Below are 18,703 nucleotides of genomic sequence, written 5' to 3'. Positions count from 1 at the left end.
CCCGATCTCGCCATGACGACTGCTCCTCAACGCCCGCGCGTGCCGCGCCGGCTGCTCGACGGCGTGCTGCTGCTGGACAAGCCGATCGGCCTGTCCAGCAATGACGCGCTGATCCGCGCGAAACGCCTCTACCTCGCCAAGAAGGCCGGCCACACCGGCACGCTCGATCCGCTCGCCTCGGGCCTGCTGCCGCTCTGTTTCGGCGAGGCGACCAAGTTCTCCCAGGATCTGCTCGAAGCCGACAAGACCTACGAGGCCACCATGCGCCTCGGCATTCGCACCACCACGGGCGACGCCGAGGGCGAGGCGATCGAGACGCGTGAGGTGCAGGCCGATCGTGCGGCGATCGAGGCCGTGCTGCCGCGTTTTCTCGGCGAGATCGTGCAGGTGCCGCCGATGTATTCGGCGCTCAAGCGCGACGGCAAGCCGCTCTACGAATATGCGCGCGCCGGCCAGACCGTCGAGCGCGAAGGGCGCCAGGTGACCATCCACCTGCTCGAGCTGCTCGACTGCGCCTTGCCGGACGTGAGTTTTCGCGTGACCTGCAGCAAGGGCACCTACGTGCGCACCCTGGCCGAGGATATCGGCGAGGCGCTCGGCTGCGGCGCGCACCTGGTTGCGTTGCGCCGCACCGGTGTCGGCGCGCTGACGCTGGAGCATGCCGTCACGCTCGATGCGTTGTCCGATGCCGAGGCGGCCGAGCGCGATCGCTGGCTGCAGCCCGTCGACGCGCTGCTGTCGACCTTCGTGCGTGTCCAGCTCACGGCCGAGGAGGCGAAGCGTTTCCGTCATGGCCAGCGCCTGCGGCTCGCCTCGGTGCCCGAATTGGGCGTCCAGGATGGCGATCGCGTGCGTGTGTATGACGAGGCCGAATGCCTGCTCGGCGTGGCTCGCCTGAGCGAGGGCGTGCTGGCCCCGGAGCGCCTGGTAGTGAGCGGCGAGCCGCAATGACGCTGGCCTGAAGCGCTGGCGGATACGAAAATGCCCGGTCGATCGGTTCGACCGGGCATTTTCCTTTCTGCGCGACGAGCGAGGCGAGCTGCTTGCCTCAGTGTGCCGCCGAAGCCGCGGCGCTCGAATCGCCGCCGCCGCTGTTGGCCTTTTCCGGCTTGGTGATCCAGATCAGGCCGATCAGCACCACGAAGATCGCGGCCGACAGGTAGAACAGGTCGTTGACGCCAAGCTGCGCGGCCTGCTGGGTCGCCATCTGGTTGATCAGGCCGTTGGCCTGCTGCTCGCTCAAGCCCAGGTTGCCCATCTGCGTGACGGTCTGGTTGAAGATCGGGTTGTAGACGTTGGCCTGCTCGACGATCTGCGCGTGATGGAAGTTGTTGCGATGGTCCCAGGCGGTCTGGAAGATCGAGGTGCCGATCCCGCCGCACATGATCCGCACGAAGTTCGACAGGCCCGAGGCGGCCGGGATCCGGTGGCCAGGCAACCCCGACAAGGTGATCGACACCAGCGGGATGAAGAAGCCCGCCATCGCGATGCCCTGCACGAAGGTCGGCGCCATCAACGACCATTCGTCCACGCCCGTGGTATAGCGCGAGCGCATCCAGAAGCACAGCGCGAACACCAGGAACGCGGCCGTCGCGATATAGCGCGGATCGGTGCGCGGCAGGAACTTGCCGGTCAGGGGCGAGAGCAGGATCGCGAAGAAGCCGACCGGCGCCAGCACCAGCCCGGCGTCGGTCGCCGTGTAGCCGATCTGGGTCTGCAGCCACAGCGGCAGCAGCACCAGGTTGCCGAAATAGAGCCCGTAGCCGATCGCCAGCGAGATCGTGCCGCCGGTGAAGTTGCGTTGCCGGAACAGCGACAGGTCGACCACCGGGTGCTCGGCCGTCAGCTCCCAGATCACGAAGAACGCGAAGGCGATGATGGCGGTCAGCGCCAGCACCACGATGGTGGTCGAGGCGAACCAGTCGAGGTCCTTGCCCTTGTCGAGCATGACCTGCAGCGAGCCCACCCAGATCACCAGCAGGGCCAGGCCGACGCCGTCGATCGGCGCCTGGCGCGTCTGCGATTCGCGGCTGCGGTAGATCATCCAGGTGACGATCGCGGCGGCGATGCCGACCGGGATGTTGACGTAGAAGATCCACGGCCAGGAGTAGTTGTCCGAGATCCAGCCGCCGAGAATCGGGCCGGCCACCGGCGCGATCAGCGTTGTCATCGACCACAGCGCGAGCGCCATCGGCGCGCGTGCGCGTGGATAGCTCGACAGCAGCAGCGATTGCGAGAGCGGGATCATCGGGCCGGCCACCGCGCCCTGGATCACGCGCGACACCAGCAGGAAGGGCAGGCTCGGCGCCAGGCCGCAGAGCCAGGACGAGATCACGAACAGGATGATCGAGGCCAGGAACAGGCGCACCTGGCCGATCCGGTCGGTCAGCCAGCCGGTCAGCGGCACCGAGATCGCATTGGCCACCGCGAACGAGGTGATTACCCAGGTGCCCTGGTCCGAGGACACGCCGAGGTCGCCCGAGATGGTCGGGATCGCCACGTTCGCGATCGAGGTGTCGAGCACGTTCATGAACACCGCGAGCGACACCGCGATCGTGCCGAGCACGAGCTGGCCGCCTTGCAGCGGCGGGTGGGGAGCGGGTGGTTGGGGCTGGGCCATGAGCGCTCCGCGCTTACATCAGGTTCGGCGCCGGGCGCGCGGCCGGCCTGGCCGAAGCGGGCGAGGCGGCACCGCGCGAGGACGTGGCGCCGGCGGCATTCTGCGCGATGATGCGGGCGATCTCGGCGTCGGCCTCGTCGCCGTACTTGGCGAACACGTCGGTCTGGTAGACCGTGTTCGGCACGTTGCCGAGCTGGCCGCCGTGATCGTCCTTGATGTCGACATCGACCTGCATCGACAGGCCGATGCGCAGCGGATGCTGCTCGAGCTCCTTCGGATCGATCACGATGCGCACCGGCAGGCGCTGCACCACCTTGATCCAGTTGCCGGTTGCATTCTGCGCCGGCAGCAGCGAGAAGGCCGAGCCGGTGCCGGCCGAGAAGCCGACGACCTTGCCGTGGTACTTGACCGAGGAGCCGTAGATGTCGGCCGTCAGCTCGACCGGCTGGCCGATTCGCATGTGGGTGAGCTGGACTTCCTTGAAGTTGGCATCGACCCACACCGCGTTGAGCGGCACCACCGACATCAGCGGCGAGCCCGGCGCGACGCGCTGGCCGACCTGCACCGAGCGCTTGGCGACGTAGCCCGTGACCGGCGCGGGCAGCGTGTTGCGCGCGTTGTTCAGGTAGGCGTCGCGCACCTTGGCGGCGGCGGCGAGCACGTTCGGGTGATCGGCGATGGTGGTGTTCGCGGTCAGCGCGCGGTTCGAGGCGAGCTGCTGTTGGGCGGCATCAACCGAGGCCTGCGCGGCCTTCACGGCGTCGCGCGCGTGCGAGATCTCTTCCTGCGAGACCGCGCCGGTCTGTGCCACCGCGAGGCGCCGGCGCAGGTCGTCCTGCGCCTTCGACAGATCCGATTCGCGCAGCGCGACCTGGGCGCGATACTGGTCGTCGTTGACGAACAGGCCACGCACCTGGCGCACGGTCTGCGCCAGGTTGGCCTCGGCCTGCTGCAGCGCGACCTGCGCGTCGGCCGGGTCGAGCACCACCAGCGGCGCGCCGGCCGTGACGGTCTGCGTATCGTCGGCGTTCACGGCGATCACGGTGCCGGTGACCTGCGGCGTGATCTGCACCACGTTGCCGTTCACGTAGGCATCGTCGGTGCTCTCCCGGAAGCGCGCGACCAGGAAGTAGTAGAGCCCGTAGGCGATCGCGGCGATCAGGATGATGACGGCCAGCAGAGTCATCATCCGTTTGCGTTTCGCGTTGTTCGGCCGGGCGGCGGCGTTTTGCTGAGGGTCGCTCATGGCGAGGTTCTCCGTCGATTCTTGTCGGTGGTGCGAGTGGTGTCAGGCAGGTGCGGACGATGCGGCCGGCATCAGTTCGCGGCCTGTTGCTGCGTGGCGGTCGCGGCCGGTGGCGGCGCATGTGCCGTCGTCGCGTCCCGGGCTGCCGCGCCCGCCGGTTTCTCCGGGGCGGCCGCGAGCGGCGTGCCGGTCGCGTCGAAGCCGCCGCCCAGCGACTTGATCAGGCCGATCTGCATGTCGCGGCGGCGCATCACCAGGTTGGTGACGGTCTGCTCGGCGCTCAGGCGGTTGATGTCGGCACTGAGCACCTGCAGTTGCGGCGAGAGGCCGGCCTTGTAGCGGATCACGGCGAGTTCGTAGGCGCGCGTCGACGCGTCGAGCGCGCGCTGCGCATCGCCCATCTGCTTGTCGACGGCACGGATCGTGGCGACCTGGGTGGCCACGTCGTTGAGCGCGCCGATCAGCGTCTGGTTGTAGTTCGCCACGCTCAGGTCGTAGTCGGCGTAGCTGCCGCGCAACTGCGCGCGCAGGGCGCCGCCGTAGAAGATCGGCAGGTGCACGGCCGGGCCGAACTGCGCCTGGCGACTCGCGAACTTCAGGAACTGGCCCCAGCCGAAGGCATCGAAACCGAAGCCCGCCGCGAGATTCACGTCGGGGAAGAACTCGGCCTTGGTTTCCTTCACGTCGGCGATGCGTGCCTCGACCTGCCAGCGCGCCGCGACGATGTCGGGGCGGCGCGAGACCAGGTCGGCGGGGATGTTGCCGGGCAGGTCGATGGCGCCGCCCGGCTTCAGCACCGGCATGGCGATCTGCAGGCCGCGGTCGGGCCCCTTGCCGAGCAGGGCGGCGAGCTGGTAGCGCACCGTGGTGATCTGGCCGTCCAGTTCGGACAGCGAGGACTGGCTGGTCGCCACGTTGCCGCGCGCGGTCTGCCGTTCCACATTGGTATCGAGCCCGGCGCCGACGCGGCCCTCGGTGATCTTGCCGACCGTCTCGCGATTGCCGATCTCGCGCTGGGCGATATCGCGCAGCGCATAGAGTTGGGCGAGCTGGTTGTAGGTGCGCGCGATCGAGGTGGCGAGCGTGATGCGCGCCTGCTGGAACTCCGCCTGCGCGGCCTTCTGCTGCGAGACCGCCGATTTCAGCTTTTCACGGTTCTTGCCCCAGAGGTCGAGCTCCCATGAGGCGCTGAGCAGTGCGTTGTTCTCGCTGAACCAGCTGCCGCCATAGGGGGGCGGAAACAGTCCGTTGCCCGAGTAGAGTTCGCGGGTCCAGGAATAGCTGCCCTCGACCTTCGGGAACAGGGTGGCGCGCGAGGACTGGATATAGGCCGAGGCCTTGGCCAGGCGCGCCTGGGCCTGGGCGATGCTCGGATTGTCCTCGAGCGCCTCGTCGATCAGCTTCGGCAGTTGCGGATCGCCGAACTGGCTCGCCCAGTCGAGCGCCGGCCAGTGGCCGCCTTCGGCGGGCAGGCTCTGCGTGCTGTCGAACTGCGATTCGGGCGCGATTCGCTTATCGCTGTGGATGCCCATGTAGTTGGCGCAGCCGGCCAGTGCGAAGGCGGCGATGGCCGCCGCCAGCGTGCCGCGCATCGGCCGGACAGCGGCCCCCGACCCTGGATGAATGGTGGACATTGCAAGGATTTCCTTATGTCGATCCATTGAAAATTATTGTTATGGCACGGTTTATTGGGCGGAGCCGGCCGGGTTGCCGGTGCCGCCGTCGCCGCAGTAATTGCTGAGAATCCGCCGCAGCATGCTTTTCAGGAAGCCGACTTCCTCCGGCGTGAAGCCGTTCAGCAACTGGTCGAGCACGCTGATGAAGATCTCCGGCATCCGCTCGGCCAGCTCGCGTCCTTCGTCGGTCAACTCGAGCCGCACCACCCGGCGGTCCTCGTGGCTGCGCACGCGCGACAGCAGCCCGCGCTTCTCGACACGGTCGAGCAGCCGTGTGACGGCGCTGGCATCGATCGCGTATTCACGCGCCAGCTCGGCGGCCGTCGAGCATTTTCCGACCGCCAGCATGAACAGCATGCTGGCCTGGGTGCCGGTGATGCCGAGCTCGGTCTGGGTGCGCTGCGTGACGAGGTTGGTCATCAGCGAGCGCACGCGCGACAGCAGGTAGCCGACGCTGTCGTTGATCGGATAGGCCGACAGCGACAGGCCGCGGGCGGAGGAAGAGGTGGAATCCGGCATAGTCTCTGATTCTGCAATAGTTGACTAGGCAGCAGTATAGGCGTGCTTGATTGCCGCGGCAAATAATGAACCGCCGTGACGACGCGGGCAATCGGGGCCGATACGTAGACGGTCGGCCGGCGAATCGGGGAAGGGCGGCGATCGAGGGGCCGGAATGGCGCCGGCGCGACAGTCAGTGTGCACCGCAGCGAAAGCTCGGTTCGCGACATCCCGGCGTGCTATAATCCTAGGCTTTCCAGGATGCAATAAGCAGCAGCGCGCGTGAGGCACGACCATCCACGCGCGTTTTTGCGTGTCCGATCATCAGGTTTCGATTTCAGGTTTCTATGACCCGCGCCCTTCGCAATATCGCCATCATCGCCCACGTCGACCACGGCAAGACCACGCTCGTCGACCAACTGCTGCGCCAGTCCGGCACCTTCCGCGAGAACCAGCAGATGGTCGAGCGGGTGATGGACTCGAACGACATCGAAAAAGAGCGCGGGATCACGATTCTCGCGAAGAACTGCGCGGTCGAGTACGAAGGCACCCACATCAACATCGTCGACACCCCGGGCCACGCCGACTTCGGCGGCGAGGTCGAGCGCGTGCTGTCGATGGTCGACTCGGTGCTGCTGCTGGTGGATGCCGTCGAAGGCCCGATGCCGCAGACCCGCTTCGTGACCAAGAAGGCACTGGCGCTGGGACTCAAGCCGATCGTGGTGGTCAACAAGATCGACCGCCCGGGCGCGCGGATCGACTGGGTGATCAACCAGACCTTCGACCTGTTCGACAAGCTCGGCGCGACCGAGGAGCAACTGGACTTCCCGATCGTCTACGCGTCGGGCCTGAACGGTTATGCCTCGCTCGATTCGTCGGCACGCGACGGCGACATGCGTCCGCTGTTCGAGGCGATCCTCCAGCACGTGCCGGTGCGCCCGGCCGACCCGGAGGCGCCGCTGCAACTGCAGATCACCTCGCTCGACTACTCGACCTACGTCGGTCGGATCGGCGTGGGCCGCATCACGCGCGGCCGCATCAAGCCGGGCCAGCCGGTGGTGATGCGCTTCGGCCCGGAAGGCGAGGTGCTGAGCCGCAAGATCAACCAGGTGCTCTCGTTCAAGGGCCTGGAGCGCGTTCAGGTGGAGTCGGCCGAGGCCGGCGACATCGTGCTGATCAACGGTATCGAGGATGTCGGCATCGGCGCGACGATCTGCGCCGTCGACACGCCGGAAGCGCTGCCGATGATCACGGTCGACGAGCCGACGCTGACCATGAACTTCCTGGTCAACTCCTCGCCGCTGGCTGGTCGTGAAGGCAAGTTCGTGACGAGCCGCCAGATCCGCGATCGCCTGATGAAGGAACTGAACCACAACGTGGCGCTGCGCGTGCGCGACACCGGCGACGAAACCGTGTTCGAGGTTTCGGGCCGCGGCGAACTGCACCTGACCATCCTGGTCGAGAACATGCGCCGCGAGGGCTACGAGCTGGCCGTGTCGCGTCCGCGCGTGGTGCTGCAGGAAGTCGACGGCGTCAAGCAGGAGCCGTACGAGCAGCTGACCATCGACGTCGAGGACGAGCACCAGGGCGGCGTGATGGAAGAGCTGGGCCGCCGCAAGGGCGAAATGCTCGACATGGCTTCGGACGGCCGCGGCCGCACGCGTCTCGAGTACAAGATCTCCGCGCGGGGCCTGATCGGCTTCCAGAGCGAGTTCCTGACGCTCACGCGCGGCACGGGCCTGATGAGCCACATCTTCGACTCCTACGCACCGGTCAAGGAAGGCTCGGTCGGCGAGCGCCGCAACGGCGTGCTGATCTCGCAGGACGACGGCGCGGCCGTGGCCTACGCACTCTGGAAGCTGCAGGATCGCGGCCGCATGTTCGTGAAGCCGGGCGATGCGCTCTACGAGGGCATGATCATCGGCATCCACAGCCGCGACAACGACCTGGTGGTGAACCCGATCAAGGGCAAGCAATTGACCAACGTGCGCGCCTCGGGTACCGACGAAGCCGTGCGCCTGGTGCCGCCGATCCAGATGTCGCTCGAATACGCGGTCGAATTCATCGACGACGACGAACTGGTCGAAGTGACGCCGCAGTCGATCCGCCTGCGCAAGCGCCACCTGAAGGAGCACGAGCGTCGCCGCGCCAGCCGCGAAGCCGAGTAAGCCTGTCTCGAGCCCTGGCCCTGCCTCGGAAAGAATCCAGAAAAGCCGCCTCCGGGCGGCTTTTTTGCGTCCTGCCGACCGGGCCTCGTAAAACACTATTACGAGTCCTGTCAAAATCGGGGCCATTTGTCGCGAAAGCCCGCCGCGAAGGGCTTCGAGGGTGCGACATTGTGACCTTCGTTGGTGCGTATTGTGATATGCTGCGCGCACGCAAGTTTTAGGTCCTTCCAAGCAAGACTTGATTCGCGCAATCCGCTAAACGGTCAGGCCGTGTCGCGGAAGGTTGAGTAACCCGCTATTTCTCGAGAAGCTCGAAGAAAGGTGAGCGTAAAATGTCAGATGTAATGAAGCAGTTCCAGCTGAACTCCTATCTGTTCGGCGGCAATGCTTCGTATGTAGAAGAACTGTACGAAGCCTACCTGGACAACCCGGCATCGGTGCCGGACAACTGGCGCGAGTATTTCGACGCGCTGCAGAACGTGCCGGCTACGGATGGTTCGAACGCGAACGACGTCGCCCACTTTCCGATCGTCGAATCCTTTGCCCAGCGCGCCAAGGCCAATGCCTTCATTCCGCGCGACAGCGGCAATGCCGGCAATCTGGCCACCGCGCGCAAGCAGGTCCACGTCCAGTCCCTGATCAGCGCCTATCGCTTCCTCGGCTCGCAATGGGCCAATCTCGATCCCCTGAAGCGTCGCGAGCGCCCCGCGATCCCCGAGCTCGAACCCGCGTTCTACGACTTCTCCGAGGCCGACCTCGACCAGACGTTCAGCGCCAGCAACCTGTATTTCGGTTTCGAGCAGGCTTCGCTGCGTGACATCGTCAAGTCGCTGCGCGACACGTATTGCGGCACGATCGGCGCCGAGTACATGTACATCGGCGATCCGGAGCAGAAGCGCTGGTGGCAGGAGCGTCTCGAGTCGACGCGCGCCACGCCGAACTTCACGGCCGACAAGAAGAAGCACGTGCTGAACCGCCTCACGGCCGCCGAAGGCCTCGAGCGCTACCTGCACACCAAGTACGTCGGCCAGAAGCGCTTCTCGCTCGAAGGCGGCGAAAGCTTCATCGCGGCGATGGACGAAGTGGTCCAGCATTCGGGCTCGAAGGGCGTGCAGGAAATCGTCATCGGGATGGCCCACCGTGGCCGCCTGAACGTGCTGGTCAATACGCTCGGCAAGATGCCGGCCGACCTGTTCGCCGAATTCGAAGGCAAGCACGTCGACGACCTGCCGGCCGGCGACGTGAAGTACCACAAGGGCTTCTCGTCGGACATCGCCACCGAAGGCGGCCCGGTCCACCTGTCGCTCGCGTTCAACCCTTCGCACCTGGAAATCGTCAACCCGGTGGTCGAAGGTTCGGCCAAGGCCCGGATGGACCGTCGCGGCGACGCCGACGGCCTGCAGGTGCTGCCGGTGCAGATCCACGGCGACGCGGCCTTCGCGGGCCAGGGCGTGGTGATGGAAACGCTGAACCTGGCGCAGACGCGCGGTTACGGCACGCACGGCACGCTGCACATCGTCATCAACAACCAGATCGGCTTCACCACCTCGGACCCGCGCGACGCGCGTTCCACGCTGTACTGCACCGACGTGGTCAAGATGATCGAGGCGCCGGTGCTGCACGTGAACGGCGACGATCCGGAAGCGGTGGTGCTCGCGGTGCAGATCGCGATCGACTATCGCATGCAGTTCCACAAGGATGTCGTGATCGACATCGTCTGCTTCCGCAAGCTCGGCCACAACGAGCAGGACACGCCGGCGGTCACGCAGCCGCTGATGTACAAGAAGATCGCGCAGCACCCGGGCACTCGCGCGCTGTACGCCGAGAAGCTGGTGCAGCAGGGCGTGATCACCGCCGAGCAGGGCGACGAGTTCGTCAAGGCCTATCGCAAGGCGATGGACGACGGCCACCACACGGTCGATCCGGTGCTCTCGAACTACAAGAGCAAGTATGCGGTCGACTGGGTGCCGTTCCTGAACCGCAAGTGGACCGACGCGGCCGACACGGCCGTGCCGCTGGCCGAGCTGAAGCGTCTCGGCGAGCGCATCACCACGGTGCCGGAGAACTTCAAGGTCCACCCGCTGGTCGAGCGCGTGATCAACGACCGCCGCAAGATGGCCCAGGGCGATCAACCGCTCGACTGGGGCATGGGCGAGCACCTCGCGTTCGCCTCGCTGGTCGCATCGGGCTACGCCGTGCGACTGACCGGCCAGGATTCGGGCCGGGGCACCTTCACGCACCGTCACGCGGTGCTGCACGATCAGAACCGCGAGCGCTGGAACGACGGCACCTACGTGCCGCTGCAGAACATCTCGGAAGGCCAGGCGAACTTCACGGTGATCGACTCGGTGCTGTCGGAAGAAGCGGTGCTCGGCTTCGAGTACGGCTACTCGACCGCCGAACCGAACACGCTGGTGCTGTGGGAAGCGCAGTTCGGCGACTTCGTGAATGGCGCGCAGGTGGTGATCGACCAGTTCATCTCCTCGGGTGAAGTGAAGTGGGGCCGCGTCTCGGGCCTGACGATGCTGCTGCCGCACGGCTACGAAGGTCAGGGTCCGGAGCACTCGTCCACGCGTATCGAGCGTTTCCTGCAGATGTGCGCGGATCACAACATGCAGGTGGTCCAGCCGACCACCCCCGCGCAGATCTTCCACCTGCTGCGTCGCCAGATGATCCGCCTGTTCCGCAAGCCGCTGATCGTCGCCACGCCGAAGTCGCTGCTGCGCCACAAGGAAGCGGTCTCGGACCTGTCGGAACTGGCCAAGGGTTCGTTCCAACCGGTACTCGGCGAAACCGACCAGTCGATCGACGCGAAGAAGGTCAAGCGCGTGCTGGCCTGCTCGGGCCGCGTGTATTACGACCTGGTCGCGCATCGCCGCGAAGCGAAGGCGAACGACGTGGCGATCATCCGGATCGAGCAACTCTATCCGTTCGCGCACAAGCAGTTCGAAGCGGAACTGAAGAAATACGACAACGCGACCGAAGTGGTCTGGGTGCAGGACGAGCCGCAGAATCAGGGCCCGTGGTTCTACATCGAACACCACCTGAAGGAAGGCATGAAGGAAGGGCAGAAGCTCGCGTACAGCGGCCGCCCGGCTTCCGCCTCGCCGGCGGTCGGTTACTACGCGAAGCACTACGAGCAGCAGAAGGCCCTGATCGAAGGGGCATTCGGCCGCCTGAAGAGCGCGTCGATCGCAAAATAAGCGGACCTCACGAACCGGGAGCGCGCTAGGCGCGTTCCCGGTTTGTCTCGTCGCGCGCGGCAACGCGAGCGCGAGCCAGGCCGCAGGATCCCGACATTACCCAGATCAAGCATCCAGGAATCAAGTCATGGCTATCGTAGAAGTCAAAGTCCCCCAGCTTTCCGAATCGGTTTCGGAAGCCACCATGCTGCAGTGGAAGAAGAAGCCCGGCGAGGCGGTCGCGCAGGATGAAATCCTGATCGAACTCGAGACCGACAAGGTCGTGCTGGAAGTGCCGGCACCGGCAGCCGGCGTGCTGTCGCAAGTGCTGCAGAACGACGGTGACACGGTCGTCGCCGACCAGGTGATCGCCACCATCGACACCGAGGCGAAGGCCGGTGCCGTGGCCGCCGCCGCGGGCGAAGCCGAAGTGCGTCCGGCCCCGGCGCCGGTCGCGGTGGAAGCCGCGCCGGCCGCGCAAGCGGCTGCCGCCTCGGGCTCGAGCAACACCACGGCCTCGCCGGCCGCGGCCAAGCTGCTGGCCGAGAAGGGCGTCGATCCGAGCCAGGTCTCGGGCACCGGCCGCGACGGCCGCATCACCAAGGGCGACGCGCTGAGCGCCAACGCCACGCCGGTGAAGGCTGCCTCGGCGCCGGCCGCCGCCGCGCCGAAGAAGGCCGCCGCGCTGCCGGACGTCAAGGTTCCGGCTTCGGCCACCACCTGGCTGAACGATCGTCCGGAGCAACGCGTGCCGATGTCGCGCCTGCGCGCGCGTATCGCCGAGCGTCTGCTCGAGTCGCAGCAGACCAACGCGATCCTGACGACCTTCAACGAAGTCAACATGCAGCCGGTCATGGACCTGCGCGCGAAGTACAAGGACAAGTTCGAGAAGGAACACGGCGTGAAGCTCGGCTTCATGTCCTTCTTCGTCAAGGCGGCGGTCCACGCGCTGAAGAAGTTCCCGCTGGTGAACGCGTCGATCGACGGCAACGACATCGTCTATCACGGCTACTTCGACATCGGTATCGCGGTCGGTTCGCCGCGCGGCCTGGTGGTGCCGATCCTGCGCAATGCCGACCAGTTGAGCCTGGCCGACATCGAGAAGAAGATCGCCGAATTCGGCCAGAAGGCCAAGGACGGCAAGCTGTCGATCGAGGAAATGACGGGCGGTACCTTCTCGATCTCGAACGGCGGCGTGTTCGGCTCGATGCTGTCGACGCCGATCATCAACCCGCCGCAGTCGGCGATCCTCGGCGTGCACGCCACCAAGGAGCGCCCGGTGGTCGAGAACGGCCAGATCGTGATCCGCCCGATCAACTACCTCGCGCTGTCGTATGACCACCGGATCATCGACGGCCGCGAAGCGGTGCTTTCGCTGGTCGCCATGAAGGACGCGCTGGAAGATCCGGCACGCCTGCTGCTCGACCTGTAAGCCCAGCCTTTCCCGCATTGAATCGCCCAGGTCGCGCGGCGCACGCAGGACGTGCCGCCGCGCGCGGGGCAACAGAGAAGGATAGTCATGTCCAAGGAATTTGACGTCGTCGTGATCGGCGCCGGCCCCGGCGGCTACATCGCCGCGGTGCGCGCCGCGCAACTCGGCAAGACGGTTGCCTGTATCGAGAAGTGGAAGAACCCGGCCGGGGCGCTCAAGCTCGGCGGTACCTGCCTGAACGTCGGCTGCATCCCGTCGAAGGCGCTGCTGGCCTCCTCGGAAGAGTTCGAGAAGACCTCGCACCACCTGGCCGACCACGGCATCACGGTGGGCGACGTGAAGATCGACACCGCCAAGATGCTGGCCCGCAAGGACGCCATCGTCGAGAAGATGACGGGCGGCATCGAGTACCTGTTCAAGAAGAACAAGATCACCTGGCTCAAGGGCCATGGCAAGTTCACCGGCAAGACCGACGCCGGCGTGCAGATCGAGGTCAGCGGCGAAGGCGAGACCGAAGTCGTGACGGCCAGGAACGTGATCATCGCGACCGGTTCGAAGGCACGTCACCTGCCGAACCTGCCGGTAGACGGCAAGATCGTCGCCGACAACGAGGGCGCGCTGACCTTCGAGACGGTGCCCAAGAAGCTGGCCGTGATCGGCGCCGGCGTGATCGGCCTGGAACTCGGTTCGGTGTGGCGCCGCCTGGGCGCCGAAGTGACGGTGCTCGAAGCGCTGCCGGCGTTCCTCGCCGCGGCCGACGAAGCCGTCGCCAAGGAAGCCGCCAAGCTGTTCAAGAAGCAAGGCCTGGACATCAACCTCGGCGTGAAGATCGGCGAGGTGAAGACTTCGGACGCGGGCGTGTCGATCGCCTACACGGACAAGGACGGCGCGGCCAAGACGCTGGAAGCCGACCGCCTGATCGTGTCGATCGGCCGCGTGCCGAACACCGACAATCTCGGCCTCGAATCGATCGGCCTGAAGGCCAACGAGCGCGGCTTCATCGACGTCGACGACCACTGCCGTACCGCGGTGCCGAACGTCTACGCGATCGGCGACGTGGTGCGCGGCCCGATGCTCGCGCACAAGGCCGAGGACGAAGGCGTGCTGGTCGCGGAAGTGATCGACGGCCAGAAGCCGCATATCGACTACAACTGCATTCCGTGGGTGATCTACACCTCGCCGGAAATCGCCTGGGTCGGCAAGACCGAGCAGCAGTTGAAGGCAGAGGGCCGCGAGATCAAGGCGGGCAAGTTCCCGTTCTCGATCAACGGCCGCGCGCTGGGCATGAACGCGCCGGAAGGCTTCGCCAAGGTGATCGCCGACGCGAAGACCGACGAAGTGCTGGGCGTGCACATCATCTCGGCCAACGCCTCGGACCTGATCGCCGAAGCCGTGGTGGCGATGGAGTTCAAGGCGGCGTCGGAAGACATCGCCCGGATCTGCCACGCGCACCCGTCGCTGTCGGAAGTGCTGCGCGAAGCGGCCCTGGCCGCCGACAAGCGTTCGCTGAACAGCTGATCGAGGCGGCCTTCGGGCCGCCACGGCGCCGCGCCGGCCCTGCTGGCCGGCCGGCGCTGCCGTTTGATGCCGAAGGCGGGCGGGAGTTTTCCGCTCGCCTTTGGTTTTTCCGGTTTGCATGATGAACGTCACCGAATACTACGAGCGCGAACTGGGCGCGCGCGGCTACCAGGCCGATACCGCGCAGCGTGTCGCGATCACGCGCCTGCAGCAATGCTTCGACGAATGGGTCGCCTACAAGGCGCGTCGCTCGAACGCGTTCAAGAAGCTCGTGATCCGGCCGGAACTGCCCAAGGGCGTCTACATGTGGGGTGGCGTGGGCCGTGGCAAGAGCTTCCTGATGGACAGCTTCTATGCCGTGGTGCCGGTGCAGCGCAAGACGCGCCTGCATTTCCACGAATTCATGCGCGAGGTGCATCGCGAGCTCGAGGAATTGAAAGGGCAGGCCGATCCGCTCGACGAACTCGCGCGCCGCATCGCCAAGCGCTACCGCCTGATCTGCTTCGACGAGTTCCACGTCTCGGACATCGCCGACGCGATGATCCTCTACCGCCTGCTGGACCGGCTGTTCACCAACGGCGTGCAGTTCGTGATGACCTCGAACTACGATCCGGATCTGCTCTACCCGGACGGCCTGCATCGCGACCGCATGCTGCCCGCGATCGCGCTGATCAAGCAGAAGCTCGACGTGATGAACGTCGATGCTGGCGTCGACTACCGCCAGCGCACGCTGACCCAGGTGAAGATGTATCACACGCCGCTCGGCGCCGAGGCCGACCGCGAGTTGCGCAGCGCCTTCGCCAGGCTCGCGGCGGTGCCCGACGAGAGCCCGCTGCTGCATATCGAGAAGCGCGAACTGAAGGCGCTGCGCAAGGCAGACGGGGTGGTCTGGTTCGATTTCGCGACCTTGTGCGGTGGCCCGCGCTCGCAGAACGACTATCTCGAGCTGGCCTCGCGCTTCCACGCGATCGTGCTCTCCGAGGTGCCGCAGATGTCGCCGCGCATGGCCTCCGAGGCACGCCGCTTCACCTGGCTGATCGACGTGCTCTACGACCACAAGGTGAAGCTGCTGATGTCGGCTGCGGTGCCTGCCGAGGATCTCTACGTGGAAGGGCCGATGGCCAACGAATTCAGCCGTACCGTCTCGCGCATCGTCGAGATGCAGTCGCTGGAATATCTGGAGACGCCGCGGCGCGTGGTCGATACCTCGCTGACCTGAGCCTCGGTGCGGGCGCCGTCCCGCCGTCCGGGCACCTCGCCGGCTGCGTCGGATCGATCCGGGGCGCCCTGCAATTTTCGGAATCGTCCAATATTCATGGCGATTCCGGCTCGATATCTTGGTCCTGTTCCCGTAATCGGAGGGGTGACATGAGGCCGTATCGAGACATCACCGACAGCGAGTGGCAACGTGTTGCCCGCTTGCTGCCTGAATTGCGCCCGCGCAAGGAGCTGCGCGGGCGTCCTCTTGCCGACGCACGCGACGTGCTCAACGGTGTGCTCTGGGTGATCTTCAGTTGCGCATCATGGTCGGCGATTCCTCGCCGCTATCCGGCTTACCAAACCTGCCATCGCCGCTTCATGCTCTGGTATGAATCAGGCACGCTGCACGCGGTGCTGAACGAGCTGTTCGGGCCGGATTGCGACGATCTCTACGAAACCGTCACCGTGCGCATGCGCAAGCACGTCCATTCGCGCGCTGCCGAAATCCGTCATGCCCTCGTGCCTAACCGGATCCACGTAGCCTGCACGGAACCACGCCCGGAAGTGAAGCCGCGCCTGGAGCCGCGCATGCCGTCCCCATCCGATCCTCATTCCAGCGCCTGAGCGCGGCGCGGTCTCCCTTCGAAATCCACGCGGCGACTTCTCATCCACGTGCCGCATCATGCGACACGCTAGGTGTCGCACCCATCGGCTTTTATTGCTGGCGCACCCAGGTCTGCGAACGACCGAGCAGCGAGACGCCGATATAGCCGCGCACCACCAGCTTCTGGCCTCCATCCTCCAGCGTCATCTTGCACTTGTAGACCTTGCCGTTCTCCGGATCGAGGATGTTGCCGCCGTCCCAGTGATCGCCATCCTTCTGCATGTCCTTGATGATCGTCATACCCTTGATCAACTGATCCTTGCGCTCGTCCGTGCAGGCGGTGCACCGGCGGTCGGGCGTGTCGTTCGCGCCCAGGCCCTTGGTCACCACGCCGGAGAGCGTGCCGTTGCTGTCCTGCGAGATCTGCACCAGGGCTTTCGGGTTGCCGGTGTGATCGTCGATCGTCTGCCAGGTGCCGATCGGGCTGTCGGCCTGGGCGAAGGCGCTGCATGCGGCCGCCAGCAGGGCACCGCCGACGGCGAGCTTGCGCAGCGAAAGAGTGAAATGGCGCATTGTCTTCCTCCTTGGATAGCTTGTCTTTTTCGTGGGATTTCTCGGCGCCGGCCCGTCCTGCATCGAGGTCGGGCCTGCCGGAAAGCTCTTCGGAGAATACGTCAAAGCCACTGCCGCGTCTGATAGAGGTGCCTCTAATCGAGACGGCCCGCGTGTGTATCGAGAGCGCGGGCTGGCGGCCGGGGTCAGTTCAGTTGGTAGGAGAACGACGCATTGATGCGCGGGCTGCGTGAAGCGCTTTCGATTGGGGCGTCGCCGATCGCTTTCGCCACGTTCAGGTCGAGGTTGTAGTGCTGGCCGTCCGACACGCGAATGCCGATGCCGACCGAGGACAGGCGATTCGGCAGGGGCGTTCCCGCGTGCAGGTAGACGCGCGCCATGTCGTAGGCGATATACGGCGTGATCGACTTCAGGTACGCATAGCCGACCGAGAACTGCCGGTTGATCTCGGCCGACATGCCCCAGCCCGAATCGCCGGAGGTTTCGCCGGGCTCGTAGCCGAGCGCGAAACGCTGCGCGCCGAACGCGATCTGTTCGGTGGTCGGCAGCGACACGGGGCTGAACTGGCCGGTCAGCTGCACGGTCGTGCCGATCTTGAACGGCCACTGGTTGCTCTGCACGACGGTGCCGCCGGTGCGCACGAAGGTGATCGAGGCCGGGTTGTTCTGGACCGTGCCGGGGATGTTCGTCTCTCCGGATTTCGAGGCGCCCAGGATGTCGAAGGCCTTCGCCACGTTGAAGCTCAGCTTGGTGACCGAACTCGTCCGCACGGCAGTGTAGTCCATCTGCGCCTGCAGCACGCGCACCTGGGAGCGCAGGCCGATGAACTGTCCGCCGAGCTGGTTCTGGTAGTTGTCCTCGCTGTGCGAGGCATAACCGGACACGGTGGCCAGCAGGCTGCGCTGGTTGTTGAGCAGAATCGGGTAGGAGGTCGAAATACCGATCTTGTCGTTGACCACGGTGCGCTTCACGTAGGACGGCAGGCCCGGGTTGTCGCTGGGATTGCCGCGATAGTGGGTGGCATCGACGCGCGCGGTCCAGCCATTGCTGCCGATCGGCACCGCGGCACTGGCCGCCACGTAGGTGACGTTGTTCGGCCCCTTGGGCGCGAGCGCCGAGATGCTCAATTGCTCGCCCAGCGAGGTGAGGCCGCTCTCGGTGACGGTGAACACGCCCTGCACGCCGGGATTGGTGGTGGCGATGCCGCTGCTGATGTTGATCGGCTTGCGCGACACGTCCAGCGTCATGGTGGTGGCGCCGTCGGTGTTCTGCGGCGGCGGCACGTTGGCCTTCACGGTGATGCCGGGCAGCAGGCCGAAAGTGTTCACGTAGCGCTCGAAGGTGTCCTTGCGCAGCGGCCGGTCGGCCGTGATGTGGGCCGCCACCGCGCGCAGCTTCGACTCCATCGCGCCGGGCTTGCCGGTGATCTGCACGTCGGAGACGAAGCCCTCGACCACTGTGATCCGCACCACGCCGTCCTCGAAGGTCTGCGCCGGCACGAAGGCGAACGACAGCGCATAACCGCGTTCCTGGTAGAGCTTGGTCACGCCGTTGGCGGTCTCGATCAACTGGCCGATCGTGACGTCCTTGCCGACCAGCGGCGTGAAGCGGGCGGACACGAGATCGAAGGGAATCGACTTGACGCCCTCGATGCGGATCGTCGAGGGCGTGAGATGGCGGGCCAGCAGCTCCTGCACCTGTTGCGCCTGCGGTTCGACCTGGACGGTCACCGTCGAGCGCTGCGGGGCGTTGATCTGCGGCAGCGATTCGAGCGGGTTGCCGGCGGGGCGGCTCTGGGCATGCGCGGGACCGGCGGTTGTCGCGGCAAGCGCGAACAGCATCGTCCAAACCTGGTGAGTGGATCTCATTATGGGTAAGTCCTCGTAGGCCAGCTTTTAGTTTTCTACTGCGAACGGGCGGCATCGCGATGCCGCCCGTTCCGTGCAACTGGTGATGACCGTGCGTGCCTCCCGCCGGCACGCACGG

At 65.8% G+C, this 18,703-nt stretch carries 13 protein-coding genes; 7 read left to right on the top strand and 6 right to left on the bottom strand.

Annotated features, from left to right (window positions below; translation table 11 throughout):
* The first annotated feature begins 12 nt into the window (after positions 1–12).
* On the top strand, positions 13–951 hold the full coding sequence (gene truB, locus FB600_RS18470) for a tRNA pseudouridine(55) synthase TruB (RefSeq protein WP_096749089.1): 939 nt from the start codon (positions 13–15) through the stop codon (positions 949–951).
* Positions 952–1,048: 97 nt separating this feature from the next.
* On the opposite strand, the gene FB600_RS18465 is transcribed toward truB, so the two are convergent.
* The 4 genes from FB600_RS18465 to FB600_RS18450 form a co-directional block, all read right to left on the bottom strand.
* Complete coding sequence (locus tag FB600_RS18465; protein WP_017919159.1) at positions 1,049–2,620, bottom strand: DHA2 family efflux MFS transporter permease subunit; 1,572 nt, start codon at positions 2,618–2,620, stop codon at positions 1,049–1,051.
* Between the two features lie 13 nt (positions 2,621–2,633).
* Complete coding sequence (locus FB600_RS18460; RefSeq protein ID WP_036051761.1) at positions 2,634–3,866, bottom strand: HlyD family secretion protein; 1,233 nt, start codon at positions 3,864–3,866, stop codon at positions 2,634–2,636.
* Positions 3,867–3,937: 71 nt separating this feature from the next.
* Positions 3,938–5,500: an efflux transporter outer membrane subunit gene (locus FB600_RS18455; protein WP_096749088.1), complete on the bottom strand. Its 1,563-nt coding sequence runs from the start codon at positions 5,498–5,500 to the stop codon at positions 3,938–3,940.
* A 51-nt stretch (positions 5,501–5,551) separates the two neighbouring features.
* The gene (locus FB600_RS18450; RefSeq protein WP_013697784.1) at positions 5,552–6,061 is read right to left on the bottom strand and encodes a MarR family winged helix-turn-helix transcriptional regulator; all 510 of its coding nucleotides are present in this window, start codon (positions 6,059–6,061) and stop codon (positions 5,552–5,554) included.
* A 326-nt stretch (positions 6,062–6,387) separates the two neighbouring features.
* Between FB600_RS18450 and typA the strand changes: the two genes are divergently transcribed.
* From typA to FB600_RS18415, 6 genes are all read left to right on the top strand, one after another.
* Positions 6,388–8,208: a translational GTPase TypA gene (gene typA, locus FB600_RS18440; protein ID WP_025101217.1), complete on the top strand. Its 1,821-nt coding sequence runs from the start codon at positions 6,388–6,390 to the stop codon at positions 8,206–8,208.
* 332 nt (positions 8,209–8,540) lie between these two features.
* Entirely contained in the window at positions 8,541–11,411 is a 2,871-nt protein-coding gene (locus tag FB600_RS18435; protein ID WP_013697786.1) for a 2-oxoglutarate dehydrogenase E1 component, read from the top strand.
* 127 nt (positions 11,412–11,538) lie between these two features.
* Complete coding sequence (gene odhB / locus FB600_RS18430; protein ID WP_098154145.1) at positions 11,539–12,822, top strand: 2-oxoglutarate dehydrogenase complex dihydrolipoyllysine-residue succinyltransferase; 1,284 nt, start codon at positions 11,539–11,541, stop codon at positions 12,820–12,822.
* A gap of 87 nt (positions 12,823–12,909) precedes the next feature.
* Positions 12,910–14,340: a dihydrolipoyl dehydrogenase gene (gene lpdA, locus FB600_RS18425; RefSeq protein ID WP_013697788.1), complete on the top strand. Its 1,431-nt coding sequence runs from the start codon at positions 12,910–12,912 to the stop codon at positions 14,338–14,340.
* A 121-nt stretch (positions 14,341–14,461) separates the two neighbouring features.
* Complete coding sequence (zapE, locus tag FB600_RS18420; RefSeq protein ID WP_036041394.1) at positions 14,462–15,559, top strand: cell division protein ZapE; 1,098 nt, start codon at positions 14,462–14,464, stop codon at positions 15,557–15,559.
* A 149-nt stretch (positions 15,560–15,708) separates the two neighbouring features.
* Positions 15,709–16,164 carry a transposase gene (locus tag FB600_RS18415; protein WP_017919162.1) on the top strand — a complete coding sequence of 152 codons (456 nt, stop codon included), beginning with the start codon at positions 15,709–15,711 and terminating at the stop codon, positions 16,162–16,164.
* 91 nt (positions 16,165–16,255) lie between these two features.
* On the opposite strand, the gene FB600_RS18410 is transcribed toward FB600_RS18415, so the two are convergent.
* Together FB600_RS18410 and FB600_RS18405 are read right to left on the bottom strand one after the other, a co-directional pair.
* On the bottom strand, positions 16,256–16,717 hold the full coding sequence (locus tag FB600_RS18410; protein WP_013697791.1) for a DUF2147 domain-containing protein: 462 nt from the start codon (positions 16,715–16,717) through the stop codon (positions 16,256–16,258).
* Positions 16,718–16,902: 185 nt separating this feature from the next.
* A complete protein-coding gene (locus FB600_RS18405; RefSeq protein ID WP_096749083.1) occupies positions 16,903–18,585 on the bottom strand; it encodes a ShlB/FhaC/HecB family hemolysin secretion/activation protein in 1,683 nt (560 codons plus the stop codon).
* Between the last annotated feature and the right edge of the window lie 118 nt (positions 18,586–18,703).

This window comes from Burkholderia sp. SJZ089, assembly GCF_007828315.1.
In the GTDB taxonomy this organism is placed as follows: domain Bacteria; phylum Pseudomonadota; class Gammaproteobacteria; order Burkholderiales; family Burkholderiaceae; genus Burkholderia; species Burkholderia gladioli.
The sequence above is the reverse complement of the archived record's forward strand: the minus strand, read 5'-3'. Positions and strand labels throughout refer to the sequence as shown.